Source organism: Pseudomonas sp. AC532 (assembly GCF_979258965.1).
This window is the reverse complement of record NZ_OZ409888.1, coordinates 479,912-505,862: the sequence shown is the minus strand read 5'-3', so window position 1 is coordinate 505,862 and position 25,951 is coordinate 479,912. Positions and strand designations below refer to the sequence as shown.

Annotated in this window: 25 protein-coding genes; 11 read left to right on the top strand and 14 right to left on the bottom strand. The window is 63.0% G+C overall.

What is annotated here, in order from left to right:
• Position 1: 1 nt before the first annotated feature.
• The 4 genes from ACZ0AV_RS02430 to ACZ0AV_RS02415 all read right to left on the bottom strand — a co-directional run bounded on the left by ACZ0AV_RS02430 (position 2) and on the right by ACZ0AV_RS02415 (position 5,810).
• Positions 2 to 2,128 carry a catalase gene (locus ACZ0AV_RS02430; protein ID WP_499153269.1) on the bottom strand — a complete coding sequence of 709 codons (2,127 nt, stop codon included), beginning with the start codon at positions 2,126 to 2,128 and terminating at the stop codon, positions 2 to 4.
• Positions 2,129 to 2,781: 653 nt separating this feature from the next.
• Complete coding sequence (locus tag ACZ0AV_RS02425) at positions 2,782 to 3,279, bottom strand: DUF934 domain-containing protein (protein ID WP_499149566.1); 498 nt, start codon at positions 3,277 to 3,279, stop codon at positions 2,782 to 2,784.
• On the bottom strand, positions 3,263 to 4,921 hold the full coding sequence (locus ACZ0AV_RS02420) for a nitrite/sulfite reductase (RefSeq protein ID WP_499149565.1): 1,659 nt from the start codon (positions 4,919 to 4,921) through the stop codon (positions 3,263 to 3,265). The genes ACZ0AV_RS02425 and ACZ0AV_RS02420 overlap by 17 nt, the downstream gene beginning before the upstream one ends.
• A gap of 424 nt (positions 4,922 to 5,345) precedes the next feature.
• Complete coding sequence (locus tag ACZ0AV_RS02415) at positions 5,346 to 5,810, bottom strand: OsmC family protein (protein WP_499149564.1); 465 nt, start codon at positions 5,808 to 5,810, stop codon at positions 5,346 to 5,348.
• Between the two features lie 227 nt (positions 5,811 to 6,037).
• Here ACZ0AV_RS02415 and ACZ0AV_RS02410 point away from each other — a divergent pair, with 227 nt between their 5' ends.
• From ACZ0AV_RS02410 to ACZ0AV_RS02400, 3 genes are read left to right on the top strand one after another with little or no spacing between them, the layout of a single operon-like run.
• Complete coding sequence (locus ACZ0AV_RS02410) at positions 6,038 to 6,913, top strand: ZIP family metal transporter (RefSeq protein ID WP_499153268.1); 876 nt, start codon at positions 6,038 to 6,040, stop codon at positions 6,911 to 6,913.
• Positions 6,914 to 6,973: 60 nt separating this feature from the next.
• Positions 6,974 to 7,768 carry a substrate-binding periplasmic protein gene (locus tag ACZ0AV_RS02405; RefSeq protein ID WP_499149563.1) on the top strand — a complete coding sequence of 265 codons (795 nt, stop codon included), beginning with the start codon at positions 6,974 to 6,976 and terminating at the stop codon, positions 7,766 to 7,768.
• A gap of 39 nt (positions 7,769 to 7,807) precedes the next feature.
• Entirely contained in the window at positions 7,808 to 8,110 is a 303-nt protein-coding gene (locus ACZ0AV_RS02400; RefSeq protein WP_073266852.1) for a DUF1883 domain-containing protein, read from the top strand.
• 35 nt (positions 8,111 to 8,145) lie between these two features.
• Here ACZ0AV_RS02400 and ACZ0AV_RS02395 read toward each other — a convergent pair whose 3' ends face one another.
• Genes ACZ0AV_RS02395 through metH form a run of 3 tightly spaced genes read right to left on the bottom strand, consistent with a single transcriptional unit; the run spans position 8,146 to position 12,707 of the window.
• Positions 8,146 to 8,649 carry a hypothetical protein gene (locus tag ACZ0AV_RS02395; RefSeq protein ID WP_499149562.1) on the bottom strand — a complete coding sequence of 168 codons (504 nt, stop codon included), beginning with the start codon at positions 8,647 to 8,649 and terminating at the stop codon, positions 8,146 to 8,148.
• A 30-nt stretch (positions 8,650 to 8,679) separates the two neighbouring features.
• Complete coding sequence (locus ACZ0AV_RS02390; RefSeq protein WP_499149561.1) at positions 8,680 to 8,994, bottom strand: DUF5629 family protein; 315 nt, start codon at positions 8,992 to 8,994, stop codon at positions 8,680 to 8,682.
• On the bottom strand, positions 8,991 to 12,707 hold the full coding sequence (gene metH / locus ACZ0AV_RS02385; RefSeq protein ID WP_499149560.1) for a methionine synthase: 3,717 nt from the start codon (positions 12,705 to 12,707) through the stop codon (positions 8,991 to 8,993). The genes ACZ0AV_RS02390 and metH overlap by 4 nt, the downstream gene beginning before the upstream one ends.
• A 398-nt stretch (positions 12,708 to 13,105) precedes the next feature.
• Here metH and ACZ0AV_RS02380 point away from each other — a divergent pair, with 398 nt between their 5' ends.
• The 4 genes from ACZ0AV_RS02380 (at position 13,106) to ACZ0AV_RS02365 (ending at position 16,953) form a co-directional block, all read left to right on the top strand.
• Entirely contained in the window at positions 13,106 to 14,125 is a 1,020-nt protein-coding gene (locus ACZ0AV_RS02380) for an acyltransferase family protein (RefSeq protein ID WP_499149559.1), read from the top strand.
• Between the two features lie 71 nt (positions 14,126 to 14,196).
• The gene (nfuA, locus tag ACZ0AV_RS02375) at positions 14,197 to 14,781 is read left to right on the top strand and encodes a Fe-S biogenesis protein NfuA (protein WP_070883354.1); all 585 of its coding nucleotides are present in this window, start codon (positions 14,197 to 14,199) and stop codon (positions 14,779 to 14,781) included.
• Positions 14,782 to 14,989: 208 nt separating this feature from the next.
• Complete coding sequence (locus tag ACZ0AV_RS02370) at positions 14,990 to 15,991, top strand: response regulator (protein ID WP_499149558.1); 1,002 nt, start codon at positions 14,990 to 14,992, stop codon at positions 15,989 to 15,991.
• Between the two features lie 5 nt (positions 15,992 to 15,996).
• On the top strand, positions 15,997 to 16,953 hold the full coding sequence (locus ACZ0AV_RS02365; protein WP_499149557.1) for a GGDEF domain-containing protein: 957 nt from the start codon (positions 15,997 to 15,999) through the stop codon (positions 16,951 to 16,953).
• 3 nt (positions 16,954 to 16,956) lie between these two features.
• On the opposite strand, the gene ACZ0AV_RS02360 is transcribed toward ACZ0AV_RS02365, so the two are convergent.
• From ACZ0AV_RS02360 to ACZ0AV_RS02335, 6 genes are all read right to left on the bottom strand, one after another.
• A complete protein-coding gene (locus ACZ0AV_RS02360; protein WP_499153267.1) occupies positions 16,957 to 18,120 on the bottom strand; it encodes an MFS transporter in 1,164 nt (387 codons plus the stop codon).
• On the bottom strand, positions 18,107 to 18,358 hold the full coding sequence (locus ACZ0AV_RS02355) for a DUF1272 domain-containing protein (RefSeq protein ID WP_499149556.1): 252 nt from the start codon (positions 18,356 to 18,358) through the stop codon (positions 18,107 to 18,109). Before ACZ0AV_RS02355 ends, ACZ0AV_RS02360 begins: the two co-directional genes overlap by 14 nt.
• Entirely contained in the window at positions 18,351 to 19,361 is a 1,011-nt protein-coding gene (locus ACZ0AV_RS02350; RefSeq protein ID WP_499149555.1) for a GlxA family transcriptional regulator, read from the bottom strand. The genes ACZ0AV_RS02355 and ACZ0AV_RS02350 overlap by 8 nt, the downstream gene beginning before the upstream one ends.
• 91 nt (positions 19,362 to 19,452) lie before the next feature.
• The gene (locus ACZ0AV_RS02345) at positions 19,453 to 20,481 is read right to left on the bottom strand and encodes a DNA topoisomerase IB (protein ID WP_499149554.1); all 1,029 of its coding nucleotides are present in this window, start codon (positions 20,479 to 20,481) and stop codon (positions 19,453 to 19,455) included.
• A 270-nt stretch (positions 20,482 to 20,751) separates the two neighbouring features.
• Positions 20,752 to 21,021 carry a hypothetical protein gene (locus ACZ0AV_RS02340; protein WP_499149553.1) on the bottom strand — a complete coding sequence of 90 codons (270 nt, stop codon included), beginning with the start codon at positions 21,019 to 21,021 and terminating at the stop codon, positions 20,752 to 20,754.
• A gap of 366 nt (positions 21,022 to 21,387) precedes the next feature.
• Entirely contained in the window at positions 21,388 to 22,467 is a 1,080-nt protein-coding gene (locus tag ACZ0AV_RS02335) for a patatin-like phospholipase domain-containing protein (protein WP_499149552.1), read from the bottom strand.
• A 127-nt stretch (positions 22,468 to 22,594) separates the two neighbouring features.
• On the opposite strand from ACZ0AV_RS02335, the gene ACZ0AV_RS02330 reads away from it, so the two are divergent.
• The 4 genes from ACZ0AV_RS02330 to ACZ0AV_RS02315 are packed head-to-tail and all read left to right on the top strand — an operon-like array spanning position 22,595 to position 25,206.
• Positions 22,595 to 22,903: a PepSY domain-containing protein gene (locus ACZ0AV_RS02330; RefSeq protein WP_499149551.1), complete on the top strand. Its 309-nt coding sequence runs from the start codon at positions 22,595 to 22,597 to the stop codon at positions 22,901 to 22,903.
• Positions 22,904 to 22,938: 35 nt separating this feature from the next.
• Positions 22,939 to 23,217, top strand: coding sequence for a PepSY domain-containing protein (locus ACZ0AV_RS02325; RefSeq protein ID WP_499153266.1), 279 nt, complete (start codon positions 22,939 to 22,941; stop codon positions 23,215 to 23,217).
• Between the two features lies 1 nt (position 23,218).
• Positions 23,219 to 23,887, top strand: a complete 669-nt coding sequence (locus ACZ0AV_RS02320) for a response regulator transcription factor (RefSeq protein ID WP_499149550.1) — start codon at positions 23,219 to 23,221, stop codon at positions 23,885 to 23,887.
• Positions 23,884 to 25,206 (top strand): sensor histidine kinase, encoded by a 1,323-nt coding sequence (locus tag ACZ0AV_RS02315; protein WP_499149549.1) that lies wholly within the window; start codon positions 23,884 to 23,886, stop codon positions 25,204 to 25,206. The genes ACZ0AV_RS02320 and ACZ0AV_RS02315 overlap by 4 nt, the downstream gene beginning before the upstream one ends.
• Before the next feature lie 121 nt (positions 25,207 to 25,327).
• Here ACZ0AV_RS02315 and ACZ0AV_RS02310 read toward each other — a convergent pair whose 3' ends face one another.
• Positions 25,328 to 25,924, bottom strand: coding sequence for an NADPH-dependent FMN reductase (locus ACZ0AV_RS02310; protein WP_499149548.1), 597 nt, complete (start codon positions 25,922 to 25,924; stop codon positions 25,328 to 25,330).
• Positions 25,925 to 25,951 lie beyond the last annotated feature (27 nt).

Below are 25,951 nucleotides of genomic sequence, written 5' to 3'. Positions count from 1 at the left end.
GTCAGACCTGGGGTGGATCGGTCTCGCGCTGCGGGTGACGGTGCTGGGCGATGCCTTCGATCAACTGCTTGATCAATGGCTGGTCAGCGCTGTCGCCGTTGTAGACACCGGCCGGCGCATCCTGCAGCGGCACATCGGCTTTTTCCAGCAATGCCGAGCCGGCGCCGACGGCGAGAATGGTCTTGCCATGGCGAAAGCTGTCACGCACGAATTCCAGGGCACGACCATCAGCCTGCAGCGCCTTGCTGGCAGCCATGCCGTCAGGCACCACCAGCGCATCGAACAGCGGCGCCGGCTGATTTTCCAGGGAACAGTCGGCCTCGATAACGCTGCCATCGGCCGCAGTGAAGGGCCCGACTCGCGGGCCAACCAGGCGAACCACGGCGCCCTCGGCCTGCAGGGCGGCAGACACCGCATGCAGCGACACGGCATCGACACCAGTCGCCAGCAGAATGGCTACCTGACGGGTGCGGATGCTGCCATCGCCTGGCCGCGCCAGCAGTGACAGCGCTGGCGAGTTGTCGATCTCCGCAGCGATGGGCTCCGGGTTGGCGCGCGGCAACGGCTCCGGCAATGACATGCCAAGGCCATCGGCGACGCCTTGCGCCAGCGTGTCGGAAATATTGCGCAGCATCGCCACGGTACGAACACGGATGCCAGGTACGGTCACCTTGCTCAGCTCGAAGCGCAGCGCGTCAATGATGTGTTGCTGCTCGTGGGGCGCCTGGCTGTTGAAGAACAGGCTCGCCTGGTTGTAATGCTCGGCGAACTTCTCCGGCTTGCCGCGCGTTTCATTGCCCTGCACCGGCTCGGGGAACGACATGTAGCCCATCTCGCCGTTCTGGAACGGGCAGCCACCGGCCAGGGAGTTCGGCTCGTAGGCGACCCGACCGCGGTGGATGGTTTGCCGATGCATGCCGTCACGCTGGTTGTTGTGCACCGGCACCACAGGGGCGTTGATCGGTAGCTCCTGGAAATTGGCGCCGCCGAGGCGGGTGATCTGCGTGTCCACGTAGGAGTGGATGCGACCAGCCAGTAGCGGGTCGTTGCTGAAATCGATCCCGGGCACCACATGGGCGGTGCAGAACGCAACCTGCTCGGTTTCGGCGAAGAAATTGTCCGGGTTGCGGTTGAGCACCATGCGGCCAATCGGCCGCACCGGCACCAGTTCCTCGGGGATCAGTTTGGTGGAGTCGAGGATGTCGAAGCTGAACGACTCTGCGTCGGCTTCGGAGATGATCTGTACGCCCAGTTCCCATTCCGGGTACTCACCTGCTTCGATGGCTTCCCACAGGTCGCGGCGGTGGAAGTCCGGATCGGCGCCGGATATCTTCACGGCTTCGTCCCATACATGGGAGTGAGTGCCCAGCTTGGGGCTCCAGTGGAACTTGACGAAGTGCGACTCCCCGGCGGCATTCACGAAACGGAAGCTGTGCACGCCGAAGCCCTGCATCATCCGGTAGCTGCGCGGGATGCCGCGATCGGACATCACCCACATGATCATGTGCGCGGATTCCGGCATCAGCGAGATGAAGTCCCAGAACGTATCGTGGGCCGAGGCTGCCTGGGGCATGCCGTGGTGCGGCTCGGGTTTGACCGCGTGCACCAGGTCGGGAAACTTCATGGCGTCCTGGATGAAGAACACCGGGATATTGTTGCCAACCAGGTCCCAGTTGCCCTGATCGGTGTAGAACTTGACGGCGAAACCGCGGGCGTCGCGGGCGGTGTCCTTGGACCCGCGCTCACCGGCCACGGTGGAAAAGCGCACGAACACCGGCGTCTGCTTGCCGGCTTCGGCGAACAGCGAGGCGCAGGTCAGGTCCTGCAGCGAATCGTAAGTTTCGAAATAGCCGTGGGCTGCCGAGCCGCGGGCGTGGACGATGCGCTCGGGAATCCGCTCATGGTCGAAATGGGTGATCTTCTCACGAAGGATGAAATCCTTGAGCAGTGCCGGGCCGCGCAGGCCGGCTTTCAGCGAGCTCTGGTTATCGCCGATCGGCACGCCCAGGTTGGTGGTCATGCCCTGGCCGCCGCTGTCGGCACGGACCCTCGGCAGATGGCCGGTAGCGGCGTTGACGCCTTGCTGTGGCGCATCACCGGTCTTCTCGTTGCGATTGACCTCGCTCACGGTACTGGCGCCCACGCTGAACGGACAGCCGGCGGTGGCGCCCTGGGGCGGCCTGCCGGAAGTCTCGCCGTATTCGGCTGCCTTGTTGGCATTGTGCGGCATGGCGTCGACGGTTTCGCCGGTGGCGCGTTTCTGCTCGATCACGGCTTTGCCGGTATCGGCGGGTGGCGCCGCATTGGCAGCGCTGTCGCTTTTCAAATAAGCGCTATCGGCGGCAGGGGATTTCGGGCTGGACGGTTTGCGCGAAGCCATTTGCATATCCTCATCGGGCTGTTGGGGTGGCTGCACCTCGGTTGCGCGCAGCGTGGTTTGGTCACCCCAAGGCATCGAGCAATCTGATGTTGCGCTGCTTCGATACCCATGGGCTTCTCGGGTCTATGGGTATCGAACGGCCGTGTACAACTTAGGTTCAGGGGAATTAACCCAACGGTTGCTGGCGCTTGGCTATCAGCCAAGGCCAACGGGTTCGCGAGCCACCAGAACTCGCATGGCAGCTGGAGGGCAGCCAAACAGCGCTGCGCATTGCAAGCGGCTGCAGGTGCCAGGGAAGCGGGAGAGTGAGTGCGAGAGGCCGCTACGGCTGTGATGAAGATTTGTACAGCTTCTGGAACAGGGCGCATAAAAAACCCCGCCGACTGGCAGGGCTTTTGGCGTCAGGCGCGGCGCCTGAACAGAGGTACCGGCTGATCGCTGGAGGCCTGATAGACCTCACTGAATTCCTCGAAGGCTTTCAGTGCGTCTTCCGGGTCCTTGTCTTCACGCAAGGCGAAGGCATCGAAGCCGCAGCGCTTGAGCGCCCACAGCTGATCACGCAGCACATCGCCAATCGCTCGCAGCTCGCCCTTGAATCCGTAGCGAGTGCGTAGCAGGTAAGCGGAGGAGGAGTGACGGCCGTCGGTGAAGGCCGGGAAGTTCAGCGCGATGACCTGGAAGTCGTCCAGGGCGTCGACGATGGACTCGATTTCTTCCTCGGCATCCAGCCAAACGCCCAGGCCGCCGTCGCGGGCTTTCAGTGCATGGCCATGCTCCAGCCAGAGTGCCAGCGGGACGATCAGGTCGTCGCAGTTGGACAGTTCCTCGAAGGTGGTTTCCTTCGGCAGCAGGTGCCAGCTTTCGTCGACGATCTGGCCGTTCTTAATGATTCGCTGCATATACGCGCTCCTTGAACGGGGCGACACCGATACGGCGGAAGGTGTCGATGAAGCTCTCTTCTTCGGTACGTTGCTCGACGTACACGTTGACGATCTTGTCGATCACGTCCGGCATGTCGTCCTGCGCGAATGACGGGCCGAGGATCTGTGCCAGGCTGGCATCGCGACCGGCGCTGCCGCCAAGCGATACCTGGTAGAACTCCTGGCCTTTCTTGTCCACCCCGAGAATGCCGATATGGCCGACGTGGTGGTGGCCGCAGGCGTTCATGCAACCGGAGATGTTGAGGTCGATGTCGCCGATGTCGAACAGGTAGTCGAGGTTGTCGAAACGCCGCTGGATGGCTTCGGCCACCGGGATCGACTTGGCGTTGGCCAGGGAGCAGAAGTCGCCGCCAGGGCAGCAAATGATGTCAGTCAGCAGGCCCACGTTCGGCGTGGCGAAACCCTGCTCGCGAAGCTCGCCCCACAGCGTGAACACCTGCTCCTGCTCGACGTCGGCAAGGATGATGTTCTGGTTGTGGCTGTTGCGCACCTCACCGAAGCTGTAGCGGTCGGCGAGGTCGGCGATGGCTTCGAGCTGCTTGTCGGTGACGTCGCCTGGTGCCACACCGGTTGGCTTGAGCGACAGGGTCACTGCCACGTAGCCGGGCTTCTTGTGAGCGAACGTGTTGCGTTCACGCCAGCGGGCAAACCCCAGGTGTTCGCTGTCGAGCCTGGCGAGGAGGGCATCCTGATCCTGCAGCGGCTTGTACGCCGGGTCGACGAAATGCGCGGCAACACGGGCCACTTCCTCGTCGGTGAGGGTCGTGGGGCCGTCTTTCAGGTGCGCCCATTCGGCATTCACGCGCTCGGCGAATACGTCCGGAGTCAGCGCCTTGACGAGGATCTTGATGCGCGCCTTGTACTTGTTGTCACGACGGCCATAGCGGTTGTAGACACGCAGGATGGCGTCGAGATAGGACAACAGGTGCCGCCACGGCAGGAATTCATTGATGAAGCTGCCGACGATCGGCGTACGGCCGAGACCGCCACCGACGGCGACGCGGAAGCCCAGCTCGCCGGCGGCGTTCTTCACCGCTTCCAGGCCGATGTCGTGCACCTCGATGGCCGCGCGGTCGCTGGCAGCGCCATTGACCGCGATCTTGAACTTGCGCGGCAGGTGGCTGAACTCGGGGTGGAAGGTCGACCATTGGCGGATGATTTCGCACCAGGGGCGCGGATCGATCAGCTCGTCCCTGGCAACGCCGGCGAACTGGTCGGTGGTGGTGTTGCGGATGCAGTTGCCGCTGGTCTGGATGGCGTGCATCTGCACGGTGGCCAACTCGGCGAGAATCTCCGGCACGTCTTCGAGTTCCGGCCAGTTGAACTGCACGTTCTGCCGGGTGCTGATGTGCGCGTAACCCTTGTCGTAATCACGGGCGATCTGCGCCAGCTTGCGCACCTGGGTGGAGGACAGCAGGCCGTACGGCACGGCGATGCGCAGCATGGGCGCGAAACGCTGGATGTACAGACCGTTCTGCAGGCGCAGCGGACGGAATTCTTCACCGCTCAGTTCGCCACTGAGGTACCGGCGGGTTTGATCGCGGAACTGCTTGACGCGGTCCTCGACGATTTTCTGGTCGTACTGGTCGTATACGTACATGGGAATCCTGTTATCAGGCTGCTTGCCAGATCGATGAAAAGCTACTGCGCAGCTGCACGGTGTGGAAATCAGCGATGAACTGGATAACCGTTCATTGCGACTTCGTTCCTGGCTAGCCGTCGCTCACAACGTCTCGATGACCTGTTACAGCAAATCTGCGCGCACGGCCGCGCACTCCAGGCGGAGCCGAGGGAAGATACCAGTTCGGGTTTATGCGCAAAAGTGATGTTTTAGAATATGAAAAGAACTTTTGATTCTATACATTGACTGCATGCATAACCGGGTGCGCTGAACCGCCGGCAACGCCTCGCACAAGCGCTGCTCAATAACGTTTGGCGTCTGCCGGCCGTCGAGAATGGTTCCTGATCGAGCGTGCAAGGTGCAACAGATATTCGCCTGAGTAGCGACGTAAAAGGGGCATTGCCTAGATGAGCGGCTCGCAGCGTACCGGGCAGCGCACCGAGTTGGCCAGGAAGCAGGCGTCGTGCGCGGCGCCGTGCAGGCCGTGCAGTTCATCCATCCCAGGCTGCCTGTCGCCACTGAAGATCACCTGCGGTCGAAGCAGCACGTCGGTAATCGCCAGGCGACCCTGTTCATCACGGGCCAGCTTGCCCTCGACGTCATCCCGATAATCGTCGACCTGAAATCCCTGTTGCGCGGCGAGCGAGAGAAACCACAGCATGTGGCAACTCGACAGCGAGGCGATGAACGCTTCTTCCGGGTCGACGGCGCTGGCGTCGGACATCGGCAGCGGCACCACGGCCGGGGAGGAGGAGGCGGGAATGTCCAGGCCACCGTCGAACAGCCAGCGATGGGCACGGCTGTAGCGGTTATCGAGAAAAGCCTGGTCGCCCCGCGACCAAAGAACGGTGGCGCTGTGTTTTGCCATGCTGACTCCATGTTGCATGAACACCAGTGAGGCCTGGAGTGTCGCAGATATCAAGCGTGTCATGGAGGCTGTGGCATGTGCGCACGGGGATCTGGCCGATCATTCGCGTGCCGGAACGTCAACAGGCCCTAAAGTATTCGTCCCGGTTATTCGTGGTTTAACAGAGAGGTTTCATGCAAGCGCTTCCACAGTCCAACCATGGTTTTCTGCAGGCCTGCCTCATCCAGATGCGCGCTTCGCCCTGGGTCGCCGCCGGGCTGGGCGTCGCACTGCTGGTGGTCCTGTGGCTGCTGATCAGCAGTCTGTTCAATGTCTTCGATGAAGGCCATCCCGAGCGCATAAGGAACGCGCTGTATGGCGGCGGCGCGGGTTTCGTGGCGACCGCACTGGGCGCGATGGCTGCGCTTGCGCTGGGCACCATCAGCGTCAAGACCCAGGACAGCCTGCTCGGCTTTGCCGCCGGGATGATGCTCGCCGCCAGTTCGTTTTCGCTGATCCTGCCGGGGCTCGAGGCGGCCGAAGGCATCACCGGCAGTGGCCTGCTCGGTGCCGCCACGGTGGTGCTGGGGCTGGCGCTCGGCGTCCTGCTGATGCTCGGGCTCGACCATTTCACGCCCCACGAACATGAGAGCACAGGGCCACGTGGCCCGCAGACCGAGCGGCTGAACCGCGTGTGGCTGTTCGTCTTCGCCATCACCCTGCACAACCTGCCGGAAGGCATGGCGGTTGGGGTCGGCTTTGCGGGGGATGACATGCAGGTCGGTGTGCCCCTGGCGACCGCCATCGCTATCCAGGATCTGCCCGAGGGCCTGGCCGTGGCGCTCGCCCTGCGTACCATCGGCCTGTCGGCGTTGCAGGCGGCGCTGATCGCAGCAGCCACGGGCCTGATGGAGCCGCTGGGCGCGCTGGTCGGCGTCGGTATGTCCAGCAGCTATGCGCTGGCTTATCCCATCGGGCTTGGTCTGGCGGCGGGCGCCATGCTCTTCGTGGTGTCCCACGAAATCATTCCGGAAACCCACCGCAACGGCCACCAGACACCCGCGACCCTGGGACTGATGGGCGGCTTTGCCGTGATGATGTTCCTGGATACCGCCTTGGGCTGATTGGCGTTTGCCCGTGCCTGATGCACACTGCGCCCGGGCGATCGGCTGTGGGGTTGGCGTGTGGGCATAAGTGATGGCGTAAGCCGAGTTCGGCGTGCGGGTTGGGCCGCGTTGCTGGTCGGTGCCCTGGGCACCAGCAGCGCCGTGCTGGCCGAGCCGTTGAACATCTATGTCGGCCAGGGGCAGATGCCGTTCGCTGACGTGGCCCCCGAGCGGGCCGGGCTGTTTGGCGACCTCATGAGCGAGCTGTGCGTGCGCACCGAGCAGCAGTGCAATTTTCGAAACGTACCCTGGCGCCGTGTGCTGAGCGAGGCGAGCGGCGATGAACGGGGCATCGTCCTGAACCTGGGGCGCACTGCGGAGCGCGAGGACGATTTCGTCTGGCTTGTGGACGTGCTGCCCACGTCCTATGTACTGGCCAGCGTCGATCATCCGTTCAGCAGTCTCGCCGAGGCGCTGAAAGCCGGGCCGGTGGCGGTCATGAGTGGCACGCCAAGGGCAGAGGACATCAATGCCGTGCGCACGGGCGAGCAACGCGTCGTCGAAGTCACCGATCCGCAACAGGCTGCGCAACTGCTGCACAGCGGTCGCGTGGTGGCCTGGTTCGAGATCGACCTGCGTGCGCTGTACCTGTGGCGTGAGCTGGGCTACGAAGCACCGCTGCTGTTCGGCAAACCGCTGGCCAGTACCCGCAGCCACATCGCTGGCAGCCTGAGGCTCGAAGGCGCTCCGGCGCTGCACCAGCGCATGACCGAGGCGTTCCAGAGCATGCGCGCCGACGGCAGCTGGCAGCGCATCCTGGCGAGCTACCTGGGCCTGGAAAAGTCCAGGGCTTTGCTGTCGGACGGCTGGTGAGTCATGCTATCGCACTGAAAACACCGCGCGGAGCGCCAAATGAAGTACATACACCAGCGCGAGCACCTCAACGAAGACGACCTGGTCGTCATCGAATGCTCGCAGCCCTGCAATATCCGCCTGATGAACGACGCGAATTTTCGCAGCTTCAAGAATGGCGGCCGGCACACCTACCACGGCGGCGCGTTCGACAAGTTTCCGGCCAAGATCACCGTGCCCAGCAGTGGCTTCTGGAACATCACCATCGACACGGTGACCCGCAAGGCGATCAGCGTAACGCGCAAGCCGACGCTCAAGCATTCGATCAAGCTGGTGCGCAGGTCGTCGTCGGATTTGTCGTAAGTCCTGCCTGAAGCGAGCTCCTTCCCCTGAGCCGCTTATCGCCGCTGCGAGCCAAACAGCCCGGCGTATAACGCCTCGATGGATTCGATACGAGCGAAGCTCGCTCGCGGCACCACACGTATATTCGGCCGCTCGGCCTTGGCGCCCTGGACGTTGGCCTTGGTATGCCTGGCGACTCTAAAAGCTTGCAGGTCGGCAAGTGGCTCGCCTGGCAAGCCACCGAAGAACAGGAATGGACCGAGTGCCATGCTGTTCGGGTCGAATTGAATCCAGATCACGCAGCCCGATGGTTTGCGTCCCAGATCGAGATGAATGTTCTGGCTGGCGGTAACCGCCGAAATAGCCGAGGTCTTGAGCTGGATATGACGGACAACGCCATCCGCTTCCAGCACGATATCGTGGCCCGAGCGGTCAAGCAGTGAATGGGAGACTTCCAGCGTTGCGCCGTACTTCAGCCAGGAAAGCTTGAGCATCTCTGCGACGAACAGATGCTCGATCAGCTTTTCCCGGTAGACGGATTGGTGGGTATCCAGGCTCATCGGCAAGAAGCCACTCGGTAATTGGCGAGGCTAGTCGGCATCAACGCTGACAGCGGCCAGACAGATCAAGCGATGGCCGTCGACTAGCCAACTATCATCGCCAGCCTGATATGCGGCTTCCATCACCGCGTTGTAACTGAACTGCCAGCGTTTGCGTTCGCGGCCATCCTGCACCTCGATGGACAGCACCACGCTTTCGCTGGCGAACGGCTCACCCGCTTCAGCGGCGGCGTCAGCCTGGTCGAGGAGTTCGTCGTCGAGCTGGAAGTCGAAGGCATGCAGGTCGTCGATGACCAGCATGTCGGCGCTTTCCAGCCCGTCGAGCAGGTAAGGGTGCTCACTCATTCGTCATACCCCAGGTTGGGTGCCAGCCAGCGTTCGCTGACGGAAATGTCCTGGTCTTTGCGCGCGCTGTACTGCTCGATCTGGTCTTTGTCGACCTTGCCGACTGCAAAATACTGCGCCTCGGGATGGGCGAAGTACCAGCCGCTGACCGCCGCCGCCGGGAACATGGCGTAGTGCTCGGTGAGAAACACGCCGCTGCGGCCGGCCTTGTGATAGTCGGCCTCGGGGTCGAGCAGGTTGAACAGGGTTCGCTTCTCGGTGTGATCCGGGCAGGCCGGATAGCCGGGGGCAGGGCGGATACCTTTGTAGGCCTCCTTGATCAGTTCGTCGTTGCTCAGGTGCTCGTCGGGCTGGTAGCCCCAGTGCTCCTTACGCACCTGCTCGTGCAACCATTCGGCACATGCCTCGGCGAGGCGATCGGCCAGCGCCTTGACCATGATCGAGTTGTAGTCGTCGCCCTTGGCCTCGTAGGCCTTGGCAACTTCCTCGGCACCGATGCCGGCGGTGGTGATGAAACCGCCCACGTAGTCGGTGATGCCGCTGTGCTTCGGTGCGACGAAGTCGGCCAGGGATAGATTGGGTTTGCCATCCGGCTTGATGGTCTGTTGCCGCAGGTGGTGCAGCGTTGCCATTGGCTGGCCGTCTTCGCCATACACTTCGATGTCGTCGTCACGCACCTGATTGGCCGGCCAGAACCCGAATACAGCACGGGCCTTGATCAGCTTCTCGTCGATGAGCTTGCGCAGGATCACCTGGGCATCTTCGAACAGGCTGGTGGCCGCTTCGCCGACCACTTCGTCGCTGAGAATGCGCGGGTATTTGCCGGCCAGGTCCCAGGAGATGAAGAACGGCGTCCAGTCGATGTATTCGGCCAGCCCGTTGAGGTCGATGTCATCGAGAACCTTCACCCCGGTAAAGCTCGGTGTCGGTGCGGTATAGCCGGTCCAGTCGAACTTCGGCTTGTTGGCGATGGCCTTGTCGTAGCTCAGCCGCTCGGTACGCGAGGCACGTGCCGAGGTACGCTCGCGCACCACTACATAATCGTCACGGGTGCGCTGCACGAAGTCGGGTTTGAGCTCCTTGGACAGCAACTGCGTGGCCACGCCGACGGCGCGCGACGCGTCGGTCACGTAGATCACCGCATCGTTGCTGTACTGCGGATCGATCTTCACTGCGGTGTGCGCCTTGGAGGTGGTCGCGCCGCCGATCATCAAGGGCAGGGTGAAGCCCTGGCGCTGCATTTCCTTGGCGACGTGCACCATCTCGTCCAGCGACGGGGTGATCAGGCCGGACAGACCGATGATGTCGCACTTTTCGGCGATGGCGGTTTGCAGGATCTTTTCTGCCGGCACCATCACGCCCAGGTCGACGATGTCGTAGCCGTTACAACCCAGCACCACGCCGACGATGTTCTTGCCGATGTCGTGAACGTCACCTTTCACAGTGGCCATGAGGATCTTGCCCTTGGCTTCCGGCTTGTCGCCTTTCTCGGCTTCGATGAACGGAATCAGATGGGCCACGGCCTGCTTCATCACCCGGGCGGACTTGACCACCTGGGGCAGGAACATCTTGCCCGAGCCGAACAGGTCGCCAACGATGTTCATGCCGCTCATCAGCGGGCCTTCGATGACCTCGATGGGGCGCGCGCATTGCTGGCGGCATTCTTCGGTGTCTTCGACGATGAACGCGGTGATGCCCTTGACCAGCGCGTGTTCAAGGCGCTTGTCGACCGGCAGCGAGCGCCACTCTTCATTCTCGACTTCCTTGGTCGCGCCACCGCCACGGTAGTTCTCGGCGATGGCCAGCAGGGCATCGGTGCCGCCCGGTGTGCGGTTGAGCACTACATCCTCGACGCGGTCACGCAGCTCCTTGGGAATCTCGTCGTAGATTTCCAGCTGGCCGGCGTTGACGATGCCCATGGTCAGGCCGTTCTGGATCGCGTAGTAGAGGAACACCGAGTGGATCGCTTCGCGCACCGGGTTGTTGCCGCGGAACGAGAACGACACGTTGGATACGCCACCCGAGCTCAGCGCATGGGGCAGGTGGTCGCGAATGAAGGCGCAGGCTTCGATGAAGTCCACGGCGTAATTATTGTGCTCCTCGATGCCGGTGGCGATGGCAAAGATGTTCGGGTCGAAGATGATGTCTTCCGGCGGGAAGCCCACTTCGTTGACCAGGATGTCGTAGCTGCGCTGACAGATCTCGCGCTTGCGAGCGGCGGTGTCGGCCTGGCCGGCCTCGTCGAAGGCCATCACCACCACGGCGGCGCCGTAGCGCTTGCACAGCTTGGCGTGGTGCTTGAACTGCTCGACGCCTTCCTTCATGGAAATCGAGTTGACGATGCCCTTGCCCTGGATGCACTTGAGGCCGGCTTCGATCACCTCCCACTTGGAGGAGTCGATCATGATCGGCACCCGGGAAATGTCCGGCTCGCCGGCGATCAGGTTGAGGAACCTGACCATCGCCGCCTGGGAGTCGAGCATGCCCTCGTCCATGTTGATGTCGATGATCTGCGCGCCGGCTTCCACCTGCTGCAGGGCGACTTCCAGAGCCTCGGTGTAGTTCTCTTCACGGATCAGACGGGCGAATTTGGCCGAGCCGGTGATGTTGGTGCGCTCGCCGACGTTCACGAACAGCGAGCTGCGGTCGATGGTGAACGGCTCCAGGCCGGACAGGCGACAAGCCTTTGGAATATCCGGGATGGTGCGTGGCGGGTACTTGGCAACCGCCTCGGCGATGGCCCGGATGTGCGCCGGTGTGGTGCCGCAGCAGCCGCCGATGATGTTGAGGAAGCCACTGGCGGCGAATTCCTCGACCACGGCTGCCATTTCCGCCGGTGTTTCGTCGTATTCACCGAAGGCGTTGGGCAGGCCCGCGTTGGGGTGCGCCGAAACGTGGGTGCCGGCCTTGGTCGACAGCTCCTCCAGGTAGGGGCGCAGGTCTGCGGCGCCAAGGGCGCAATTGAGGCCCACGGAAATCGGCTTGGCGTGGGCCACCGAGTTCCAGAACGCTTCGGTGGTCTGCCCGGACAGGGTACGGCCCGAGGCGTCGGTAATGGTGCCGGAGATCATGATCGGCAGCTCGACACCGTCTTCGTCGAACACCTGCTGCACGGCGAAGATCGCCGCCTTGGCATTGAGGGTGTCGAAGATCGTCTCGATCAGGATCAGGTCGGCGCCGCCTTCGATCAGGCCCCGGGTGGCTTCGGTGTAGTTCTCCACCAGCTCGTCGAAGGTGACGTTGCGGTAGCCCGGGTCGTTGACGTCCGGAGAAATCGAGCAGGTGCGGCTGGTCGGGCCGAGCACGCCGGCAACGAAACGTGGGCGATCCGGGGTTTCGAGGGTTTTCGCGTCGGCCACTTCACGGGCCACGCGGGCACCGGCCAGGTTCAGCTCGTAGGCCAGGGACTCCATGCCGTAGTCGGCCTGGGACACCTGGGTGGCGTTGAAGGTGTTGGTTTCCAGGATGTCCGCGCCGGCGTCCAGGTAGGCGCGCTCGATCTCGGCGATGATCTTCGGCTGGCTGAGCAACAGCAGGTCGTTGTTGCCCTTGACGTCGCTCGGCCAGTCGGCGAAGCGCTCGCCGCGGTAATCGGCTTCTTCCAGCTTGTAACTCTGGATCATCGTGCCCATGCCGCCATCGAGAATCAGGATGCGTTCCCTGAGGGCGTGCTGAAGTGCTTGGAGGCGGGCGCTGCGATCTGACAAGGGCATGGGAAAAGCTCTGAACGGTGGGCTATGACAAGGGTTGCGATGATAACAAAGGTTGGTGCTTTTTCTGCGCAGCGCGATTGTGCATGAATTATGTTCATGTTCCCGTCGGCCTTCAGTCCGCTTGCCTGGCAGGCAGCGCGCCCGCTGCGCAGTTCGACATGATCCATACATCGCCTGCCGCGGCGTGAGGGACATGCGAGCGTGTGGTCCCGACGGTGTGCATGCTCCTGCAGTGCTCGCATGGTGCCGACAACGCCGGCGCAGCGACGAGGCGCGCCGGGTAGCGCATGCCGGCGAATCGCGCCCGACCTTTCTCCAGCCGCTGCGGTCGGACGCTGTGGCAGGCGGATTTCACGGCTGCCCCTAGCGGTTTCAACGAGAGGGAGAATGGCGGTTTTATGCTGATTTCAGTGCAGGCCCTGCGGGCGCTGGCAGCCTGGGTTGTGGTCTTTCACCATGTCATGCAGGTGTTTTTCGATTTCAAGGCGGACAGCTTCCTGGGCAGGCTGTTTACCGACAAGGGTGCGGTTGGTGTGGATATCTTCTTCGTCATCAGCGGGCTGGTGATCTACCTGTCTACCCAGGGCAAGGCCATCACACCATGGCGCTTCATGCTCAATCGCGCGCTGCGCATCGTGCCGGCCTACTGGCTGTATTCGCTGATCGCCGCACTGATCATTGCCTTCGCCAATCCGGTGATGCCCACCCAGGCGTTCGACCTGCAGCACCTGCTGCTGTCGCTGCTGTTCATCCCGGCAGAGAACCCCGCAGGCTTCGGCCTGTACCCCACGCTCAACGTCGGCTGGACGCTCAACTACGAGATGTTCTTCTACCTGCTGTTCGCGCTGGCTTTCATCGCGCCGGAACGCTTGCGCCTGCTGCTGATCACCGGTGGCCTGCTGGCGTTTGGGCTGTTGGCCACCCAGCCCTGGCTCAGCGACTTCTATCGCAACAGCATCGTCTACGAGTTTCTGTTCGGCGTACTGCTGGGCATGGTCTACAGCCGTGGCTGGATTCGCCAGGGCCTGTGGCTGCCGCTGTTGCTGATCGCCGGCGCGCTGCTGGCCATCTACCACCTGGACAACTCCATGCGCCTACTGCACTGGGGAGTGCCCAGCGCGCTGATCGTCGCGGCCTGCATCGCCATGGAGCCCTGGTTCACCGGCAATCGGCTGTTGGCTCGAATGGGCGACCTTTCCTATTCGGTGTACCTGCTGCACGTGATCGTGCTGTCGCTGGGTTGGTATCTACAGGCGCGCCTCGACCTCAATCCGTACCTGGTCATCACGGCCTGCCTGCCGCTGATCGCGCTGGCGTCGTGGGGCAGTTACGAATTGATCGAGAAGCGTTTTTTCGTTCACGCCAAGGCCTGGGTCGCCGAGCGAACGACGCCTGGTAGGCGGCAGGCATTATCCTGAGTAATTTAGTAGGACTTTATCCAGCAGCATGATTTGGCGTACACTTCGCCACATGACCGTGAGGAGTTGCCATGAGCACTATTACCATTACCGATGCCGCCCATGATTACCTGGCAGACCTGCTGAGCAAGCAGAACACTCCGGGTATCGGCATTCGCGTTTTCATCACCCAGCCGGGAACCCAGTACGCGGAAACCTGCATCGCTTACTGCAAGCCCGGTGAGCAGAAGCCCGAAGACCAGGCTATCGGCCTGGCCAGCTTCACCGCCTGGATCGACGCCGTCAGCGAGCCCTTTCTCGAAGACGCGGTAGTCGATTACGCCACTGATCGCATGGGCGGCCAGCTGACCATCAAGGCACCGAATGCCAAGGTGCCGATGGTCAACGAGGACAGCCCGCTCAACGAGCGCATCAACTACTACCTGCAGACTGAAATCAACCCGGGCCTGGCCAGTCATGGCGGCCAGGTCACCTTGATCGACGTCGTCGACGAAGGTATCGCCGTGCTGCAGTTTGGCGGTGGTTGCCAGGGCTGCGGCCAGGCTGATCTGACGCTCAAGGAGGGCATCGAGAAAACCCTGCTCGAGCGCATTCCTCAGCTCAAGGGTGTGCGCGACGTGACCGATCACAGCAACCGCGAAAACGCCTACTATTGAATCAGGTGGCGGCAAGCAAACAAGGCGACTTCGGTCGCCTTGTTTGTTTAAAGGTGCTGACGCTCACGAATTTGCGATGACAACAGAAATGTAATGGCTTTTTGCTATATCTTGGCCAGGCGCTCCAGGACTGAGCCGTTGTCGTCGCCAGACTCACCGCCGCGTTACCAGACCGGACAAACGGTTTATCTTTATGTGGGGCGTTTTGATGCCAACAGCATCTCTTCTCGTATGTGACGATTCGAACATGGCGCGCAAGCAACTGCTGCGCGCCTTGCCAGCCGATTGGCCGGTGACCGTCAGCCAGGCGGCCAACGGCGAGGAAGCCCTGGCGCAGCTGCGTGCTACTCGTTTCGACCTGCTGCTGCTGGACCTGACGATGCCGGTGCTCGATGGCTATGGCGTGCTTGCAGCGCTGAAGGCGGAAGGGCTGGCGCAGAAGGTCATCGTGGTCTCCGGTGATGTGCAGGAAGAGGCTGTGCGGCGCGTCGAGGCGCTCGGTGCCCTGGCCTTTTTGAAGAAGCCTGCTGATCCGCAATTGCTGCGCGAGACCCTCGACCGGCTGGGCTTTCTGACGGCTGCTGCGGTGCCGGTGGCGGCACCTGCCGGCGCCGTCAAAGAGCCCTCGGTGTCGTTTCGCGATGCCTTTCGTGAGGTCGTCAACGTCGCCATGGGGCGTGCTGCGGCGCTGCTGGCGCGCGTGCTCGGGGTGTTCGTGCAGTTGCCGATTCCCAACGTGAACATCCTCGAGGTCAGCGAGCTGCACATGGCCCTGGCCGACGCCCAGCGCGGCAATGGCCTCACCGCCGTGTGCCAGGGCTATATAGGCGGGGGCATGTGTGGTGAAGCGCTGCTGATCTTCCATGACTCGGAAGTGGCCGACATGGCCAGGTTGATGAAGTGGCAGGAGCAGGACGCGAGCCCCATGGAGATGCTCCTGGACATGTCCAGCGTGCTGATCGGTGCCTGCCTGAGCGGAATCGCCGAACAACTCGACGTCAATTTTTCCCAGGGCCACCCGCAGGTGCTGGGTGAGCACGCGTCCATCGATGAACTGATCCGCATCAACAGCCAGCGCTGGCGCAAGACCCTCGCGGTGGAAGTCAGCTACAGCATCGAGGGGCACAACATCCACTTCGACCTGTTGCTGTTGTTCACCGAGGATTCGGTGCCCCTGCTCACCGGCAAACTCGCCTACCTGATGGAATGACAGACATGGTCGCGAACATGGATTTCAACGAGTTCCACTGGCTGCTGGCGATCGTGCAGAGTATCGATGTCGGTGTGGTGGTGCTGGATCGCGAATACCGGGTGGAGGTGTGGAACAGCTTCATGGAAAACCACTCCGGGCGTTCGGCGCGCGATGCCGCAGAGCGCTCGTTCTTCGAACTGTTCCCGGAGGTCGAAGAGAGCTGGTTTCGCCGCAAGGCGGAAAGCGTCGTCACGCTCGGAACGCCAGCCTTCACCATCTGGGAGCAGCGCCCGTATGTGGTGCGCTTTCGAAACTACCAGCCGATTACCGGGCTGGAAGATTTCATGTACCAGAACACCACGATCCTGCCGCTGCAGGCCACCAACAGCAAGATCGAGCACCTGTGCCTGATCATCTATGACGTCACCAGCGTGGCGGTCAACAAGCGCCAGCTGCAGTCGATGAGCGATCAATTCAAGCACCTGTCGCGCACCGACCGCCTGACCGGCCTGAACAATCGCGGGTACTGGGAGGAGGAACTCAAGCGTGAGTACGCGCGGCATCGCCGTTATGGCAGCAGCGCAACGCTGGTGATCTTCGATATCGACCATTTCAAGAAGGTCAACGACACCTACGGCCACCAGGCTGGTGATACGGTAATCCAGAGCCTCGCCAGGGTGTTGAGTGAGCAGATTCGCGATACCGATATCGCCGGCCGCTACGGTGGCGAAGAATTCGTGGTGCTGCTGCCGGATATCGACGCGGCAGGAGGCCGCGTTTTTGCCGAGCGCCTGCGTGGCGTGGTGGAGGGCCTGCAGATAAGCCGCGAAGGGCAGATGATTCCCTTCACGGTAAGCCTCGGTGTGGCTGACCTCAGCGCACCCTGCCAGGACCATCAGCAGTTGATCGAGCGCGCCGATCAGGCGCTCTACAACTCCAAACGCAATGGTCGCAACCAGGTAACGGTATACGGCGCTTAGCGCTCAACCGCCGACTGATTGGCGCGGCGCCGAGCGCACCAGCAGCGCCATGGTGGCGAGTGCCAGTACCGGCAGCATGGCGAGATTCACAAAGCTCCAGCCCAGTCCGGTGATCAGCGCGCCCGAAGCGAATGCCGCGCAAGCGGCAACGCCGCCGTTGCTGAGCTCCATCAGCCCCTGGGCTCGGCCACGCTCGTCGGCGCTGTGAGCGCTGGCCAGCAGCGTGGTGCCGGCAACCAGCATCAGGTTCCAGCCGATTCCCAGAAGCAGTGACGAGAGCAGGAAATACGCTTGCGCCTGGCCGAACAGGGCGATCAGCGCGCTGCTGCCGAGCAGCGCGATGCCCGCCGCCGCCATCCGCTGGCCGCCGAGACGGTCCACCAGCGGGCCGGCGATCAGGGCCGGCAGGAACATGCCAAGCATGTGCCACTGAATCACCCGTGCGGCGCTCTCCACGTCCAGGCCGCAGAAGCTCATCGCCAGTGGCGTGGCATTCATCACCAGGATCATCAGACCGTGGCCGATGGCGGTAATGGCCAAGGCACGGCGGATACCGGGACGGCCAAGCAGCGCCAACAGGTTGCCACGCGGTGCAACCGCAATGGCGCCCTCACGCAGCGCACTCAGCAGGACCACGCCGAGCAGCGCCAACGCCGCCAGCAGCAGGTAGGCGCCGACGAAGGGCGTGTCCAGCACGTTGCGCGCCCACAATGTCAGCGGCGGGGCCAGCAGTGCGGCGCACACGCCGCCGCCGATCACGAAGGCCGCGGCGCGACCCTTGTGTGCATCGCCCACCGCCTCCAGGGCGGCAAAGCGGTAATACATGGCCGACGCCTGGTAGACCCCGATCGGCAGGGCGCCGATGCAGAACAGGTAGAAATCTGCCAGCCACACCCCCAACGCACTGATCAGCCCACCGAGGATGCCGGCCGCCGCCCCGAGGGCCAGCCCCGGGCGGCGGCCATGGCGCTGCATGAACAACGACAGCGGGTGGGTGGCCAGCAGATTCGCCAGCACCAGCAATGCCAGCGGCAGGGTTGCCAGGCTGTTGTAGGGCGACAGCTGCATGCCGATCAGGGCGGTGAGGGTGATGCCGATCAGCGAGCAACTCCAGTACAACGCCTGGGCGCAGAACAGGATCAACAGCGATTTGTTATGCAATAGCAGCATCGCATCCCCCGGCCTTGAGCACCCTCAACGTCGACGGTGGGTTAGCCGCCAGTTTCGCGGCGGGACGGATCGGCCGGCGCACCAGCTCACCCAGGCAGTTCGGGCAGTGGCCGTTCAGGTGGTTGTCGGCGCAATCGCTGCAATAGGTGCATTCGAACGAGCAGATGCGCGCATCCATGGCATGCGGGGGCAGATCGCGGTCACAGCATTCGCAATTGGGGCGTAGTTCAAGCATGGGTCGTCTCCTGGCCGAAGCGCTCGGCGTAGTCCTGCGGGCTGATGGATAAATGTTTGTGAAAGACTCGACGCAGGTTCTCCGGATGGCCGAAGCCGGTCAGGCGCGCGACGGTGCTGACCGAGGCTTGGGCGTCCTGGAGCAATGCCCGGGCGGCCTCCAGACGAACGCGCTCCACGTAAGCTGCCGGGCCGACGCCCAGCTCCCGGGCGAACAACCGCGACAGGGTGCGCGGCGCCATGTTTGCCTGGCTCGCCAGCGTCTCCAGCGAAAGGGGGCTGCCCAGGTGGGCGGGAATCCAGTCCAGCAATCCGGCCAGGCGTGGCGTACGGCTGGGCTCGGGGGCGAGCAGGGCGCTGAATTGAGCCTGGCCGCCAGGGCGGCGCAGGAACATCACCAGACGCCGCGCCACCGCCAACGCCATGCTGCGGCCAAGGTCAGCCTCGACCAGGGCCAGAGCAAGATCGATACCGGCGGTCACGCCCGCCGAGGTGAACAGGTGGCTACCGACGCTGCCCGTGACCGGATCGTAGGTGTGCAGGCAGTCGCCATCCACCCGCAACCTGTCGTGCTGGCGCAGGGTTTCGATGTCGGCCCAGTGGGTGGTGACGCGCTGGCCGTCGAGCAGGCCGGTACGTGCGAGGATCAGCGCCCCCGAACACACCGACCCCAGCCGCCGGATATGCGGCTCGGCATCGCGCAGCCAGGCGAGCAACGGCTGGTTCTCGCATTGCGCGGTTTCGCCGATGCCGCCTGGAATCAGCAGGGTATCCAGCGTGGCCGGAGCGCAATCGGCCCACGCCGCGTCGGCCAGCACGCAGATGCCAGAAGAACTGCGCACCGCGCCGGGCTGCTCGGCCAGCATCAACAGCCGGTAGGCGTCGCCCAGGCCCTGGCGATTGCGTTCGACGTTGGCGGAGGCGAAAACCTGCAACGGGCCCACGACGTCCAGGCTCATGAAGCCCGGGTAGATCAGCGCGGCGATACATTTGCGGGCGTCCATGGCCATCCCTCGGGAAAGATGGCCGCAGTGTGCGCGCGCGCAGGTTTGGCAGCAATGACATCGATCCCACAGATCTTGCCACTTCCGTGGGCTATTCGACTTTCGGCAGGCGCTCGAGGAAACGCATCAACAGACTTTCTTCCGAGCGCAGGCCCTTGCGTGCGGCCGCCAGGCGCAGACCCGCCAACTCGCCGGCGTGAAAGGCCTCGATCAGGCCCGGATGGATGTAGCACTTGCGGCACACCGCCGGCGTATTGCGCAGCTCCTCGGCCACCTGCTTGACCATCGCGACCACGTGCTTCTTGCCCGCGCTTTCCGGTTGCCACTCCAGTTCCCTCAGCAGGGTCAGCGCCAGCGCGCTTCCCGCCCAGGTGCGATAGTCCTTGGCGGTGAAATCGGCGCCGGTCAACTCGCGCAGGTAGTTGTTGATGTCGGTGGAGGTGACGGTGTGGCGTTCGCCATTCGCGTCCAGGTATTGAAACAGATGCTGCCCCGGCAATTCCAGGCAGCGCCGGATGATGCGCGCCAGGCGCCGGTCGCTGACTTGCACCTCATGCTCGATGCCACTCTTGCCGCGGAAATGGAAGCGGATGGCGCTGCCTTGCACCTCTACGTGGCGGTTGCGCAGGGTGGTCAGGCCGTAGGAACGGTTCTCCTGGGCATAGCGGGCGTTGCCGATGCGGATCAAGGTGTTGTCGAGCAGGGTGATGACGGTGGCCATGACCTTCTCGCGGCCATGCTCGGGTAACAACAGGTGCTGTTCGACCGCCTGGCGCAATTTGGGTAGCGCCTTGCCGAACAGCAACAGGTTGGCGTACTTGTTGGTATCGCGCACTTCGCGCCAGCGCGGGTGATAGCGGTACTGCTTGCGGCCCCGTGCGTCGCGGCCGGTGGCCTGCAGGTGGCCCTTGGGGTCTGGGCATATCCACACGTCGGCATAGGCCGGGGGGATGGCCAGGGCATTAATGCGCGCAATTTCGGCGTTATCACGAATGCGCTCGCCGCTGGGTTCGAAATAACAGAACTTGCCACGTAACTTGCGCCGTGTGATACCCGGTGTGCGGTCGTCGACGTAGTGCAGATCGTTGGGCAGGTCGGAAAGCGGGTCGACTCTGCTCATCAGCGCGCCTCCGCCATTAGCCGCGCGGCGAATACCTGGTCAGGCTTGAGGCGCCCCTTGGCAACTATTACTTCCACGACGTTGTACATGCCGGTCAACTCGTTACGACAGATACAACTTAGCCCGCCAAAGAGGGCGGTAAGTTCAGTGTTTCCCTGTATCGCGAGGTCGTGTGGCGGCGGGGGGCAAGCGGATGTTGCTGGCGAATGAAAGTTGCCGCACGGGATGCGGCAACTTGGCAGGGCCGTATAAGCGAGGTGCTCTAATGCACTATTCCGGCATGCTCCACGGGGCAAGATCGAAGCCCTTGCGGCTCAGTTCTTCACGGGATTTTTTCAGTGCCTTGGCCAGTTCCTGCGGGTCGCTGTAAATGCTGCTGGTGAGTTGCGTGCGATCGATCAGGCGAGTGCTGGTCCGGTCTACGACCGTCAGGCTCAGCACGCCGGTGCCATCCTGAGGAGCCCAGGCGACACAGTGAAAAGGTTGAAAGGCACGATCGGCAATCAGCAGTGCATCATTGAAACGCAGCGAAGCGTTCATGGGGTCGGTTCTCCGAGGATTTCCCAATGATTCATAGTGTCAGCAGGTTTGTTAACGCTGACGGTCATAGCTGTTGATGGTTCGATGAGCCCTGCAAGTCACATCCCAATCAATTAATTTTTAAAAAAACCGAAAATTAAATTGTGACGTTGACGGGCATCAAAGTTTTCAGGGGTTACGCCACTAGCCGCATGTTGCAGTTGCCCGGCCAACCCATGAAAAAAACACCAACATTCAATAGGAAAATAGCCCCGCGTATCGGTTCCATTTGGTTCGGTATTTTTTATAGCCGCCAATCGTTTAAGTGCTGCACCCGCTATTACGCCAGTTTTCTGACAAAAGATGGGCTGGGCGACACGGCCGATACTAGAGCGGCTGCATCTGGTCGGCCAGGCGGCCGCTTTGCACCAGCTCCAGGAAATCGTCGCCCAGCCGGCGGCTTTCGTCCATCGCCAGACGCCAGTACCGCTCGCGCCCGGCGTCATCGCCGAGAAAGCGACTGAAATCCTTGCGGTCCGGCAACTTGCCGTGGGGCAGGCGTGCCAGGTAGTCACGGGAGGGAGCGAGCAGCACCACATCCTGCAGCCGCGTGGCGTCGCCACGGCGCCAGGGCATGCCCTTGTCGAACCAGCCGGGGATGATCCGATCGGTAAAATGCGGATAGAGCACGATGTCTTCGCCGCTGTAGGGCAGGTCCAGGTGGTAGTCGAGCAAGCCGCCGTCGCGGTAGGTACCCGGGCCGGCGCCGGGAATATCGCGTACGCCCTGCATGACGAACGGGATCGAGCCGGATGCCAGCAGAGCTTGGCGCAGGTTGCCGACGTCCAGCGGCAGGCAGCGGGAGGGGAAGTCTGTAAGCGGATGCAGTGGCGGGGCGAGGCGCGCATCGTGCAGGATCACCCGCTCGAAGTGCCGTGCCAGCCGCTGGCGGCCCAGCAGGTTGTCACCAATCACCGACGAGAGTCCCAGGCCCAGCGCGCGCCTGCCGTCCTCGGCGAGGCGGCCATGGCTTTTCACCACCACGACATTGAGTCGGTAGTGGGCGTTGTCGAGCACCGCGGCATCCTGCTGCTGCAACAAGTCGTCGAGCATCTGCGCGCAACGCCGCGACACCTCCACGGTACTCACACCCTTGGCGAAACGCATGCCTGTGTACAGCTCGCCCAGGCGGCGCAGTGCCGAGGCCGGTTCTGGCAGGCATGCGCTGGCGAAGCGCCAGGAACCGATCGAGGCGCCGATCAGCGAGCGCTCCCGGGGAGCGCCTGCCAGCCATTCGCCGAACAGGGCAATGTCCAGCCCCTGGATGCCAAGTGCCTTCGGGCCTCCCGCTGCGCCTGGCAGGGTGCCGACATCGGCAGGCTGCAGGTTGCGCTCGCGGATACGCGCCAGGGCGCGGCGGCCGGCCTTGACGGTGAGGGACGAAAACTTGATCTGAATGGCGCTCATGCCAGTCTCCGGTTGTGAGGGCGCCAGTATAGGACGCGGACGCCAACCGGTCTGTGGGCCAATTCAGCTTGAGTTAAGTCGGCCCCCTTAATCTGAACACCGTCGAAACAGATCCAAGGAGATCACCATGAAGAAATTGACCGCATTGTTCGCCGTTGCTGCCCTGACCGCCACCGCCGGTATCGCCCAGGCCCGCGACCTGGGACCCGACGAGGCACTGAAGCTGCGTGACGCGGGTACCATCCAATCCTTCGAAAAACTCAATGAGGCTGCCCTTGCCGCGCATCCGGGCGGTAAACTGGAGGACACCGAACTCGAGGAAGAGTATGGCCGCTACCTCTATCAGGTAGAAATCCGTGACGCCCAGAACCGTAAATGGGACGTCGAGCTGGACGCGACCAATGGCACTGTCCTCAAGAACCATCAGGATGATTGATGAAAGGCAATCCACTCTTACGCTTCATTTGCATCATGCTACTGGTGACGCTGACCTGCGCCGCCAGTGCGCGTGATCTCGACCAGGACGAGGCGCGCGACTTGCGTTTGAGCGGCGTGATTCTGCCGCTCGAGCAACTCATGCGCGCCGCCCTTGAGCGCTACCCCGGCGCGACGCTGCTCGAGGCCGAGCTGGAGGAAGAGGACAACGTGTTCGTCTATGAAGTGGAACTGCTGACCCGCGAGGGCGTGGTACGTGAGTTGGAACTGGATGCCCACGACGGCAATATCCTGAAGGACGAGGTGGATAACTGACATGCGCCTGTTGCTGGTGGAAGATCATGTACCCCTCGCCGATGAGCTGATCGCCTCGCTGACGCGTCAAGGCTACGCCGTGGACTGGCTGGCCGATGGCCGCGATGCGGTCTATCAGGGCGCCAGCGAGCCTTATGACCTGATCATTCTCGACCTCGGTTTGCCTGGCAAGCCGGGGCTCGAGGTGCTGCAGGAATGGCGCAAGGGCGCCCTGGCCACACCGGTTCTGGTGCTCACCGCACGCGGCTCCTGGGCCGAACGCATCGAAGGGCTCAAGGTGGGCGCCGACGATTACCTGACCAAACCCTTCCATCCTGAAGAACTGCAACTGCGCATTCAGGCGCTGCTGCGCCGAGCCCGCGGCCTGGCCAACCAGCCGCAATTGCAGGCTGCCGGTCTGCACCTCGACGAGGGGCGCCAGTGCGTGAGCCGCGGCGAGCAGGAAATCGAACTGACCGCCGCCGAGTTCCGCCTGCTGCGCTATTTCATGCTGCATGCCGGGCAGATTCTTTCCAAGAGCCACCTGGCCGAGCACCTGTACGACGGCGAGACCGAGCGTGACTCCAACGTCATCGAGGTGCACGTCAACCACCTGCGCCGCAAGCTTGGCCGTGAGGTGATCGAGACCCGCCGTGGCCAGGGCTACCGGTTCAGCGGCAGTGCCGCTTGAGATCTATTCAGCGGCGCCTGAGCCTGGGCCTGATCAGCGTTTTGCTGATCATCGGCCTGTTGCTGGCACAGACCTGCCTGTGGCTGTTCGACAGCAGCCTGCGGCGCTACATACAGTCGGGCCTCGAGGACGAGGCGCAGTCGCTGCTGGTCGCGCTGGTGCGTGGCCCTACCGGTATTCAGCTGGATGAGTCGCGCCTCAGCGCGGCATTTCAGCGCCCCTATTCGGGCCTGTATTTCCGTATCGACTTCCCCGACAAGAGCTGGCGTTCGCGCTCGCTGTGGGACAGCGAGCTGCGGCCGTCCGACGTGGATGGCCTGCAGCCCGAGTTGCAGGACGGCCCGCAAGGGCAGTTGCTGGTGACCTACCGCGGCGAGTACCAGCGTTTCGGCCAACAACTGAGCATTTCCGTGGCGCGTGACTACACGCCAGTGCTGGAGAGCTTCCGCCGCGTGCAGCGTATCGGTCTGGCCCTCGGGTTGGGCGGCCTGGCGCTGATTCTGCTCCTGCAGCGCCTGGCCGTGAGCCGTGCGCTCAGGCCACTGGAACAGACCCGCGTGCAGATCGCCCAGCTGCAACAGGGCCAGCGTTCGGAGCTGGACACCCAGGTGCCCGAGGAAATGGAGCCCTTGGTCGAGCAGATCAACCACCTGCTGGCGCACACCGAGGAAACCCTCAAACGTTCGCGCAACGCCCTCGGCAACCTCGGGCACGCCCTGAAAACGCCACTGGCGGTGCTGGTCAACCTGGCCTCGCGTGACGAACTGCGCGCCCATCCCGAGCTGCGCGACAACCTGCTCGAGCACCTGCAACAGATCGAGCAGCGCATCGCCCGTGAACTGGGCCGCGCCCGCCTCGCGGGCGAGGCCCTGCCAGGCGCGCATTTCGACTGCCAGGAGGAATTGCCAGGCCTGTTCGCCACGCTGGGGATGATCCACGACAGCGGGCTGCAACTGAGCTGGCAGACCACGCCTGCGCCGCTGCGCCTGCCGCGCGACCGCGAAGACCTGCTGGAGCTGCTTGGCAATCTGCTCGACAACGCCTGTAAATGGGCAGACAGCCAGGTGCGGCTGAGCATCGAACGCACGGCCCAGCACTACGTGCTCAACGTCGACGACGATGGCCCGGGAATCGACACGGAGCGCCGCGAGGAGGTGCTCAGCCGCGGTATTCGCCTGGACGAACAGACGGCGGGGCACGGTCTGGGGCTGGGTATCGTGCGCGATATCGTCGACGCCTGGGGCGGCACGCTGTCGCTCTGCGATAGCGACCTCGGCGGCCTGCGGGTAAGCGTCGAGTTGCCGCTGCGCGGCCGTTAGCTGATCGTTCTTTGCGCGATGCGCAGGAAACCTCGCCCCCGGTTTCGCTGCGCTTCAGCCAGGCTACAGGCCGTGTCTGTCATGCGACGGCATTGCGGCTGCCAGTGAATGCTTCCGGTAATTACATACCATTGGTGAACGCCGGATCGCTCAGGTCGATGTTGGCGCGCACCGGTTTCAGCGCTTCGCCGTACTGGGCGAGGATGTCCAGGGCGTAGTCGATGCGTGCGCGAATGCGGCTGTCGTCTTCGCTGGCCGGCTGTTCGTCGTTCAATACCTTGGTCACCTGACGGATGATCACGTGTTCGGGCAGGTAATTCACCCGGCAGTTCTTGTAGCTTGAACTGCGCAGCTCGGCGATCGGGCTGCCGCCGCCTATCCCGGAAGACACCCCCACCAACAGTGCCGGCTTGTGGGCCAGCTCGGCCTTGCTGGCGTAGATGAAGAAGTTCTTGATTGCCGGAGCGGCCATGCCATTCCACTCGGGCGCGATCACCACCACCGCGTCGGCACGTTTCAGGCGTTCGCTGTAATCGGCCCAGGCGCCCGCATCCTCGGCCGGCCACAGGGGCAGAGGGCCGCTACCCAGATCAATGACCTGGCTCGACTGCGCGCTGGTCTTGCCCAGGCTGGTCAGGCGTTTACGCAGGAAGTGGGCGACTTTTGCGGATTGGCTGTCGGGGCGGCTCGAGCCGGCGACCAGAACGATATCGAGCATATGTATCCTCCAATAGGTAAACCCGCG

Bases quoted from the DNA above. Each gene is read 5' to 3' on its own strand.
- ACZ0AV_RS02425 (WP_499149566.1), bottom strand. From the start codon at position 3,279: ATGCAGCGAATCATTAAGAACGGCCAGATCGTCGACGAAAGCTGGCAC.
- ACZ0AV_RS02420 (WP_499149565.1), bottom strand. From the start codon at position 4,921: ATGTACGTATACGACCAGTACGACCAGAAAATCGTCGAGGACCGCGTC.
- ACZ0AV_RS02415 (WP_499149564.1), bottom strand. From the start codon at position 5,810: ATGGCAAAACACAGCGCCACCGTTCTTTGGTCGCGGGGCGACCAGGCT.
- ACZ0AV_RS02410 (WP_499153268.1), top strand. From the start codon at position 6,038: ATGCGCGCTTCGCCCTGGGTCGCCGCCGGGCTGGGCGTCGCACTGCTG.
- ACZ0AV_RS02400 (WP_073266852.1), top strand. From the start codon at position 7,808: ATGAAGTACATACACCAGCGCGAGCACCTCAACGAAGACGACCTGGTC.
- ACZ0AV_RS02395 (WP_499149562.1), bottom strand. From the start codon at position 8,649: ATGAGCCTGGATACCCACCAATCCGTCTACCGGGAAAAGCTGATCGAG.
- ACZ0AV_RS02390 (WP_499149561.1), bottom strand. From the start codon at position 8,994: ATGAGTGAGCACCCTTACCTGCTCGACGGGCTGGAAAGCGCCGACATG.
- metH (WP_499149560.1), bottom strand. From the start codon at position 12,707: ATGCCCTTGTCAGATCGCAGCGCCCGCCTCCAAGCACTTCAGCACGCC.
- ACZ0AV_RS02380 (WP_499149559.1), top strand. From the start codon at position 13,106: ATGCTGATTTCAGTGCAGGCCCTGCGGGCGCTGGCAGCCTGGGTTGTG.
- nfuA (WP_070883354.1), top strand. From the start codon at position 14,197: ATGAGCACTATTACCATTACCGATGCCGCCCATGATTACCTGGCAGAC.
- ACZ0AV_RS02370 (WP_499149558.1), top strand. From the start codon at position 14,990: ATGCCAACAGCATCTCTTCTCGTATGTGACGATTCGAACATGGCGCGC.
- ACZ0AV_RS02365 (WP_499149557.1), top strand. From the start codon at position 15,997: ATGGTCGCGAACATGGATTTCAACGAGTTCCACTGGCTGCTGGCGATC.
- ACZ0AV_RS02355 (WP_499149556.1), bottom strand. From the start codon at position 18,358: ATGCTTGAACTACGCCCCAATTGCGAATGCTGTGACCGCGATCTGCCC.
- ACZ0AV_RS02350 (WP_499149555.1), bottom strand. From the start codon at position 19,361: ATGGACGCCCGCAAATGTATCGCCGCGCTGATCTACCCGGGCTTCATG.
- ACZ0AV_RS02345 (WP_499149554.1), bottom strand. From the start codon at position 20,481: ATGAGCAGAGTCGACCCGCTTTCCGACCTGCCCAACGATCTGCACTAC.
- ACZ0AV_RS02340 (WP_499149553.1), bottom strand. From the start codon at position 21,021: ATGAACGCTTCGCTGCGTTTCAATGATGCACTGCTGATTGCCGATCGT.
- ACZ0AV_RS02335 (WP_499149552.1), bottom strand. From the start codon at position 22,467: ATGAGCGCCATTCAGATCAAGTTTTCGTCCCTCACCGTCAAGGCCGGC.
- ACZ0AV_RS02330 (WP_499149551.1), top strand. From the start codon at position 22,595: ATGAAGAAATTGACCGCATTGTTCGCCGTTGCTGCCCTGACCGCCACC.
- ACZ0AV_RS02325 (WP_499153266.1), top strand. From the start codon at position 22,939: ATGCTACTGGTGACGCTGACCTGCGCCGCCAGTGCGCGTGATCTCGAC.
- ACZ0AV_RS02320 (WP_499149550.1), top strand. From the start codon at position 23,219: ATGCGCCTGTTGCTGGTGGAAGATCATGTACCCCTCGCCGATGAGCTG.
- ACZ0AV_RS02310 (WP_499149548.1), bottom strand. From the start codon at position 25,924: ATGCTCGATATCGTTCTGGTCGCCGGCTCGAGCCGCCCCGACAGCCAA.